Origin of the sequence: Aeromicrobium sp., assembly GCF_025965075.1 — a bacterium.
Classification (GTDB): Bacteria; Actinomycetota; Actinomycetes; order Propionibacteriales; family Nocardioidaceae; genus Aeromicrobium.
This window is the reverse complement of the sequence record NZ_JAOPXQ010000113.1, coordinates 1-7,063: the sequence shown is the minus strand read 5'-3', so window position 1 is coordinate 7,063 and position 7,063 is coordinate 1. Positions and strand designations below refer to the sequence as shown.

At 70.8% G+C, this 7,063-nt stretch carries 8 protein-coding genes and 1 pseudogene; 3 read left to right on the top strand and 6 right to left on the bottom strand.

Annotated features, from left to right (window positions below):
- Window positions 1-30: 30 nt before the first annotated feature.
- Both JWQ91_RS16470 and JWQ91_RS07375 read left to right on the top strand, forming a co-directional pair.
- A pseudogene (locus JWQ91_RS16470) lies at window positions 31-384 on the top strand (MMPL family transporter); the annotation flags it as partial.
- An 80-nt stretch (window positions 385-464) separates the two neighbouring features.
- Window positions 465-1,760 carry an MMPL family transporter gene (locus JWQ91_RS07375; RefSeq protein WP_297782216.1) on the top strand — a complete coding sequence of 432 codons (1,296 nt, stop codon included), beginning with the start codon at window positions 465-467 and terminating at the stop codon, window positions 1,758-1,760.
- On the opposite strand, the gene JWQ91_RS07370 is transcribed toward JWQ91_RS07375, so the two are convergent.
- From JWQ91_RS07370 to JWQ91_RS07360, 3 genes are all read right to left on the bottom strand, one after another.
- Window positions 1,745-2,413, bottom strand: a complete 669-nt coding sequence (locus JWQ91_RS07370; RefSeq protein WP_297782215.1) for a glycerophosphodiester phosphodiesterase — start codon at window positions 2,411-2,413, stop codon at window positions 1,745-1,747. The two genes, JWQ91_RS07375 and JWQ91_RS07370, sit on opposite strands and share 16 nt — an antisense overlap.
- Window positions 2,410-2,922, bottom strand: coding sequence for a phosphatase PAP2 family protein (locus tag JWQ91_RS07365; RefSeq protein WP_297782214.1), 513 nt, complete (start codon window positions 2,920-2,922; stop codon window positions 2,410-2,412). The genes JWQ91_RS07370 and JWQ91_RS07365 overlap by 4 nt, the downstream gene beginning before the upstream one ends.
- A gap of 85 nt (window positions 2,923-3,007) precedes the next feature.
- Window positions 3,008-3,886: a lysylphosphatidylglycerol synthase domain-containing protein gene (locus JWQ91_RS07360; RefSeq protein WP_297782213.1), complete on the bottom strand. Its 879-nt coding sequence runs from the start codon at window positions 3,884-3,886 to the stop codon at window positions 3,008-3,010.
- Between the two features lie 269 nt (window positions 3,887-4,155).
- Between JWQ91_RS07360 and JWQ91_RS07355 the strand changes: the two genes are divergently transcribed.
- Window positions 4,156-4,602 carry an Hsp20/alpha crystallin family protein gene (locus JWQ91_RS07355; RefSeq protein ID WP_297782212.1) on the top strand — a complete coding sequence of 149 codons (447 nt, stop codon included), beginning with the start codon at window positions 4,156-4,158 and terminating at the stop codon, window positions 4,600-4,602.
- A gap of 77 nt (window positions 4,603-4,679) precedes the next feature.
- Here the strand turns inward: JWQ91_RS07355 and JWQ91_RS07350 are convergent, their stop codons facing one another.
- The 3 genes from JWQ91_RS07350 to JWQ91_RS07340 form a co-directional block, all read right to left on the bottom strand.
- A complete protein-coding gene (locus JWQ91_RS07350; protein ID WP_297782211.1) occupies window positions 4,680-4,910 on the bottom strand; it encodes a DUF1918 domain-containing protein in 231 nt (76 codons plus the stop codon).
- A 194-nt stretch (window positions 4,911-5,104) separates the two neighbouring features.
- Complete coding sequence (locus tag JWQ91_RS07345) at window positions 5,105-5,908, bottom strand: A24 family peptidase (RefSeq protein ID WP_297782210.1); 804 nt, start codon at window positions 5,906-5,908, stop codon at window positions 5,105-5,107.
- Complete coding sequence (locus JWQ91_RS07340) at window positions 5,905-6,723, bottom strand: hypothetical protein (RefSeq protein ID WP_297782209.1); 819 nt, start codon at window positions 6,721-6,723, stop codon at window positions 5,905-5,907. The genes JWQ91_RS07345 and JWQ91_RS07340 overlap by 4 nt, the downstream gene beginning before the upstream one ends.
- Window positions 6,724-7,063: the final 340 nt, after the last annotated feature.

The following is a 7,063-nucleotide window of genomic DNA, read 5'->3' as shown; positions in this document are numbered from 1 at the left end:
GGCATCTGGGCCGCCGTCCTGATCGCCGTCGTGGGCGCCGCGTCGACCGTCGGTGCGCAGACGAGCAACGACCTCGCCCTGCCCGGGACGGGCAGCCAGGACGCCAAGGACCTCCTGACCGAGAAGTTCCCGCCGCAGCAGAACGGCGCCAACCCGATCGTCTTCGACGTCCCGAAGGGCAAGCTCACCGACGCCGCGAACTCCCACGCCGTCGAGGCCGCGGTCAAGCAGATCCGCAAGCAGCCGCACGTCCACAGCGTCACCGATCCGCTGAGCAGCGGCGGGAAGACCGCGGGCCTGCTGTCGAAGGACGAGCAGACCGCGTTCGCGCCGGTCCTGATGGACGTCGGATCTGTTGAGCTGACCGAGGAGGTCGCTCGTGACGTCCTCGACGCCACCAAGGCGGCGCAGGAGGCGGGGATCACCACGGCCGCCGGCGGGTCCATCGGGTCGAGGCGCGGCTGGTGCAGGTGCGCGCGCGGGAGTCCGCCGTCCGCCGGCAGCTCGCGCCGCTCGAGGCCCAGGCGCGCCGGCTCGCGGCGCAGGCTCGCTCGCTCCAGGCCCAGGCGAACCAGCTCCAGGCGCAGGCGGGCGCACTCCAGCGCCGGGCGGACCAGCTCGATGCGCGGAAGGCTGCGCTCGAGCGGCAGGGCGCCGCGTTGCAGGCACGGGGTGATCAGCTCGAGGCCCAGGCGGCGGTCCTGCAGGCGGAGGCGGCGTCGCTGAAGGATCAGGCCGACTCGCTGCAGGCGCAGGCCAACCAGCTCAAGGCCCAGCAGGAGCAGGCCGAACGCGAGAAGAAGCAGGCCGAGAAGCTGCAGGACGAGCTCACCCAGATGATGACCGCCGCCGGCGGCGACGACCGCGGGACCGACACTCGGGTGGTCACGCTCCAGAAGGGCCTCTCCGACACCGAGGGGGTCGTCACGCTGACCCCGCCGCAGATCAACAAGAAGGGCGACGTCTTCCTGCTGTCGGCCATTCCGTCGACCGCGCCGGCGTCCGACGACACCGCCCGCCTCGTCTCGCACGTCCGCGACACCGTCCTCTCGAAGACCAACGAGGGGGGTGGGATCCGGTCGTACGTCGGCGGGTACACGGCGTCGTACGTCGACCTCGCCTCGCTCATCTCCGCGCGGCTGCTGCTGGTGATCGGCACCGTGATCCTGCTCGGCTTCCTGCTCCTGATGGTGGCGTTCCGGTCGCTGCTGATCCCGCTGCAGGCCGCTGTGACGAATCTGTTGTCGGCCGCTGCCGCGTTCGGGGTCCTCACTGCGGCATTCCAGTGGGGGTGGGGGATCTCGTTGCTGGGGATCCACACCGCGGACTCGACGGTCCCGATCGCGAGCTATGTCCCGTTGATGATGTTCGCGGGCCTCTTCGGGCTCTCGATGGACTACGAGGTGTTCCTCGTCAGTCACGTCCAGCAGCACGTGCACCGGGATGAGGAGGCCACGGAGTCGGTGCACTCGGCGCTGATGGCCAGCGCGCGGATCACGACGGCCGCGGCGCTGATCATGGCGTCGGTGTTCGCGAGCTTCATCCTCGACAGCGACCCGACGATCAAGCAGTTCGGCGTGGGGCTCTCGGTCGCGGTGCTGCTCGCGGGGATCCTCGTGGTCACGCTCGCCCCGGCGGCGTTGGTCATCTTCGGCCGAGCGGCCTGGTGGTTGCCCCGTTGGCTGGACCGGATCCTCCCCCACGTCTCGATCGAGGGCGACGGCGGCGCTCCCGACGGTCACCGTCACCGCTCCGGGTGAGGTCGGCCCCGGCGACGCAGCACCTCGGCCAGGACGGCGGGCTCGTCACTGATGATCCCCTCCACCCCCATGCCGATCATCCGGTCGATCGACGGCACATCGTTGATCGGCCAGCTCATCACGAGCGGAACGTGGCGCCGGAGACGGGACACGACCTCGGCGTCCAGGAGGGACCGGTGGACGGAGACCCCGTGGAAGCTCCGACCCGGCAGTCGGTGCGCCAGGGCGGCCAGCTCACGAGGTCGTCGCGCCGACAGGACGGGCCACACGTGCGCGAGCCGCGCCAACGCCTCGACGTCGGGCCAGTGCCGGCCGCAGACCATGACCGGTCGGTCGTGCCCGCTCTCGTGGAGCAGCTGGGAGACCGCGGCGCCCACGCCGGTCCCCCACCCCTTGAGGTCGAGCATGAACGTCGTGCCGTGCCGGTCGGCCTCCAGCAGCTCCTGCAGACCGAGGCGGGGTGCCGACGCCGACGCCAGCTCCCACCGGTCCCAGAGGAACGGCAGCGGGCCGGCGGTCTTGAGGTGCCTGACCTCGAGCCGGCCGCGGTGGTGGTGGATGTCGCACTCGATGACGTCGACGCCGAGCACATTGGCCTCGTGGAGCCCGGCGAGCGAGTTGCCGGCCCGGTGAGCGATCGCGACGGTGCTCACCGCGCAGTTCTCTCGGCGGACTCGTCGTCTCGGACCGGTGGTCGTGCGACCAGGGCCGCCCGGCGGTCCCGCCGCCGCTCCAGCGCCAGCGCCAGCGCCGCGAGGTGTCCGATCAGCACCAGGACGACACCGGCCACCACGTCCAGGATGTAGTGGTTCGCGGTCACCACGACCGCGACGCCCATGAGGACCGGCACGACCATGCCGTCACGGAGCCGGACGAAGATCCTGGGGTGCCAGATGCCGCTCCACACCATCGTGGTGACGATCAGCGGCCAATGACCCCCGATGTAGACCCAGTTGGCGAGGGTGGCGAGGACCGGGGATGACGCGATCGGCTCCGCGACCGACTCCTCGACGTAGATGCCGAGCCGCTGCTCGCACTCGATGATGACCTGGGAGTGACGAAGCGCCTCGTCGACTGAACCCTTGGTGAGGCCCCGGGCGCCGAAGTACGCCGCGATCGCACCGACGGCCAGGATGGTCTGTCTGAGGATCCACCACGCCACGGCGCCTCCTTGTCCTCACCCTCAGTCTGGGCAATGAACGCGCCGCTGGCCCCGGGCCAAGGTCCCGTCGTCCGAGGGACGGTCGTCAGGCGGCAGCCGGCACCACGGCAGGGGTCCGGCGGGCCAGCCGCCGGGTGGCGATCAGGCTGGCGCCGCCGAGGGCCGTGGCAGGCAGCCAGGCCAGGGACGCCTTGAGGCTGACCGCCGCAGCGGCGGCGGTCCAGGGGATGCCCAGCGCGACCAGTGCCATGACGAGGGCCCCCTCACGCGGGCTCGCGCCGTTGGGTCCCGGCACCACGCCGGCGACCTGGCTGGCACCGAGGGCACCCAGGAGCTCCAGCGGGGAGAGGGTGTGGCCGGTCGCGCCCAGCGTCCCGAGCAGCAGGAGGGCGATCGTCGCCTGGTAGGCCATCGAGAGGACCAGCCCGTGCAGGAGGCTCCTCGCCGGGGGCAGTGGTCCGGACGGGAGCAGCTGCGGGCGGACGCGCCGCACCACCAGCAGCACGAGGATCCCCGCCGCGCCGATGCCCAGGGCGACGAGCAGCATTCGCACGGGGAGCGCCGCCCCGGCGAAGACCACGAACACCGTCAGGCCGATGGCACCCACCAACCGGTCCACCGCGACGCTCGCCAGTGCGTCGCCGCGACCGACGTCGGCACGGGTCAGGCGGCGCATCCGCCAGAGGTCGGCCCCGACATGAGCGGGGGTCAGCAGGCCCAACAGCTCGGACTCCGCGTAGGCACGCGTGTGCCACCAGCGCCCCAGGTCCGCATTCGTCACGGCCCGCCAGCGCAGCGGGCACAGGACGTACTTGCCCACGACCCAGGGCAACAGGCCCAGCAGGACAGGCCATGGGGACACGGACGGAAGTCCTGGCAGGGTCAGGACCGGAACGGCAACAGCCACGGCCGCACCCAGGACCAACGACACCCGCGAGTGCAGCACAGCACGCAGCGACAACATAGGTTGATGAGTCTTTCTCCCCCTGGAGAAACTCCAGCAAGTCAAGCAGATCGGTGGTGACGGGGGCCCGATGTCCCGCGCAGGACGGCATGTCGCCCCCGTGCGCGGGCTCCCGTGGTCGTGGTCCAGTGGCCCCTGGCGGTGCTCAACGACGCCGGCTGACCGGGAGAGCAGGTGGGCCCGGCGGATCGGGACCAATGACAGGTGCGACGACGGAGCCGGGCGAGCAGCCTGAAGAGCCAAACCACTACCTGAAGAGGAGAGAACGCATGAGCAGCAGCATTGCCCGTCGACCCCAGGGACCACTCGCCGAGCTCATGGACTGGCTCGAGAACGAAGGCCCGCTGAACCCCAAGAAGATCGGCGCCGCCCCAGCCGTACCGGTCGAGGACTTCGTCGAGGACGGGAAGTACGTCGTCCGTGCGGAGCTCCCCGGCATCGATCCTGACAACGACGTGACTGTCACCCTCGACGACGACCTGTTGATCATCAAGGGCGAGCGCCGAGAGGAGAAGAGGGACAAGAACCGCCAGGAGATGCGCTACGGGTCCTTCACCCGGACGGTGCGCATTCCGTCGGTGCCCGCCCCGAACAGATCGAGGCGACCTGCAACGACGGGATCCTCGAGGTGCGGGCCCCGGTCGAGGGCGAGGAAGCAGCACCACGGCCCATCGCGATCAAGCGCGGCTCGTAACGCGGGTCGGGAGCAGGCGTGACCGAGTCGCCGAGCGGCCACCCCGTGGTCGTGGGCGTGCGCCGACGCCGCGGTCCGGCCGGCTACCTGCCCTGACGGTCAGGCGGGGTCTCGCCCGCCGAGGCTCTCCCCTTCGACGTGCTGGACCTCGGCGTCCGGACCGGGGAAGATCAGTCCCTCGTGCCCGGAGTCCGACCAGCGCACCAAGAATGGCGGACCGCCGTCCTCGCCCCGGGCCTCGAGGATCTCGGCCTCCCTGACCGTCTCGCCCACGTGCGTGCTGTGCACGATCAACGTGTCGCCCACCACGGCGTGGATCCCGTTCGACATCAGCCTCACCTCCGACCAGATTCCTGAGCGGCAGTCGGGCCACCACCCTTGCCCGCCAGAGTCCGTCGCGGCCACCGGAGAACCCAAGGGTCCAAGGTCATGGATTCGGGTGCGGACCTGACGTCGTCCGCCGGGACGCTGTCTCCCGCTCTATGAACGACGCTCCACGACCACGGGGCGTTCCAAGCACCGGCTCAGGCAAGTCCGAAGAGCTGCAGGTAGCCACGCCAGAGCGGCTGCCCGATGAACAGCCCCACCGCGGCCCCGGTGAGCAGGAATGGACCGTGCGGGACACGCGACCGGGCGTCGGCCCGCCCTGAGACGAGCAGGCCGACGCCGACCACAGCGCCGACTGTGAAGCCCGCGAGCAGACCGACGAGGCTCGCACCCCATCCCGACCAGCCCAGCACCAGCCCCAGCACCGGCGCAAGGGCCACGTCACCGAGCCCCATGCCGCGTCCCTTCGTGGCCAGGTGGATCCCGCCGTACACCGCGAGCCACAGAGCGGTCGACAGCATCGCTCGCGAGACGTGGCCGGCGTTGCCGGTCACTGCCGCGATCGCCAGGGCTGCCACGACACCCACCGCGACGAGGCCCGTGATCGAGAACGGCAGGCGTTGGTGGTCGAGGTCGATCATGAACAGCGCCACCGCTCCGGCCGTCAGCACGAGCACGGCGCCGACGTACACGGAGGGCCCGAGGCGCCAGGCGCTCAGTGCGAAGAGGACTGCCGTGGCGAGCTCGACCAGTGGATAGCGCACCGCGATCGGTGCCGCGCAGTCACGGCACCGCCCGCGGAGCAGGAGCCATGACACCACCGGGACGTTGTCGTGCATGCGGACCGGTGAGTGGCAGACCGGACAGCTCGATCCCGGTCTCACGACCGACATGCCCATGGGGACCCGATGGATGACGACGTTGAGGAACGACCCCACGACCAGGCCCAGGACACCGACGATCGCGACGAAGAACGGCACGGGGATCAGCGGCTCGCTCATGGGACCTGCACGGGAAGGAAGGACGCCCGCATGCGTGCCGCCTGCGCCCAGCCGCCGAACACCACCAGACGCTCCCGCCAGGTGACCACCATGGCCGCGAAGTCGACGTCGCCGGCGGGCTGCGTGGAGTGCTCCGCGAACGCACCGGCTGCAAGGTCCCAGCTCAGGTCCACCGATGCCAGGGTCTGGTCACCGGACTCCGTCGCCGTGCGCAGCAGGAACGCCTCGAAGGTGGCGAGGTCGGCATGATGCATCTGGCGCAGCGCGCCCTCCAGGTCACCTCCGGCGATCATTGCCCCGGCCACGGCCACACACTCCTCGGCCGTGGCCTCGAGGTCCGCGACGAGCTGTGCGCACGTCCGTCCGTCGAGCCTTCGCTCCATCGCCAAGTCCGGCGGATCGACCTCGAGGCCCTCGACGGCATCGAGATGGCTCAAGGACTGGAACCGGTTCACCAGCATGGCGTGGACGGATGGATCGAAGGTGGCGACCATGGCCTCTCGCGACCGCTCGAGGAGCTGGCGCGGTGTCACACCTTCCAGGCTGATCCCGGTCAGCGACCTGTTCACCGCCTCCCCCACGCCTGCCAGCTGCGCGGACGGGTCGGGGGCCCTGTCCAGCCCGCTCTCCAGCAGCAGCAGCTGCAGCACATGGACGTCCGCTGCCCACATAGCGAGCAGCGCCAGCCGGGGCTCCCGAGCGTCGGCGTAGTCGCGCGACAGGGATGCGTAGCCCTCGAGCAGCTCGAGGAGCTCGCGGTGACCAGCGGCGGCGACGTCGTCGTTCTCGGCGCTTCGAGTCGAGGGGGCGTTCATGGCGTGCTCCATTTCGGTGTCAGCCGGCCTTGCCACGCCGCCGGAGGCCACGCCTACGGGGATCGTCCGAAGGCGGCAAGGGCGGTACGGGCAGAACGACTTCCGCATCCTCGACCAAGGACGCCTCATCGTGCACCTCGGCCGCCTCCGGCTCCTCGGTCGGCGCCGCCTCGCGTGAGGTCGGCGGCAGGCCAGCCGGCGGAGGCACGTGGGCGACATCCCGCTCGACCGCGACCTGCGCCGAGGGCAGTCCCACGGGGCCGGCGGGCGACGCGGTCTGATGCACGGGACCGAGCTCATGCCCCGAACGATGGGGACCGGAGGGGCTGAGTGTGGGTCG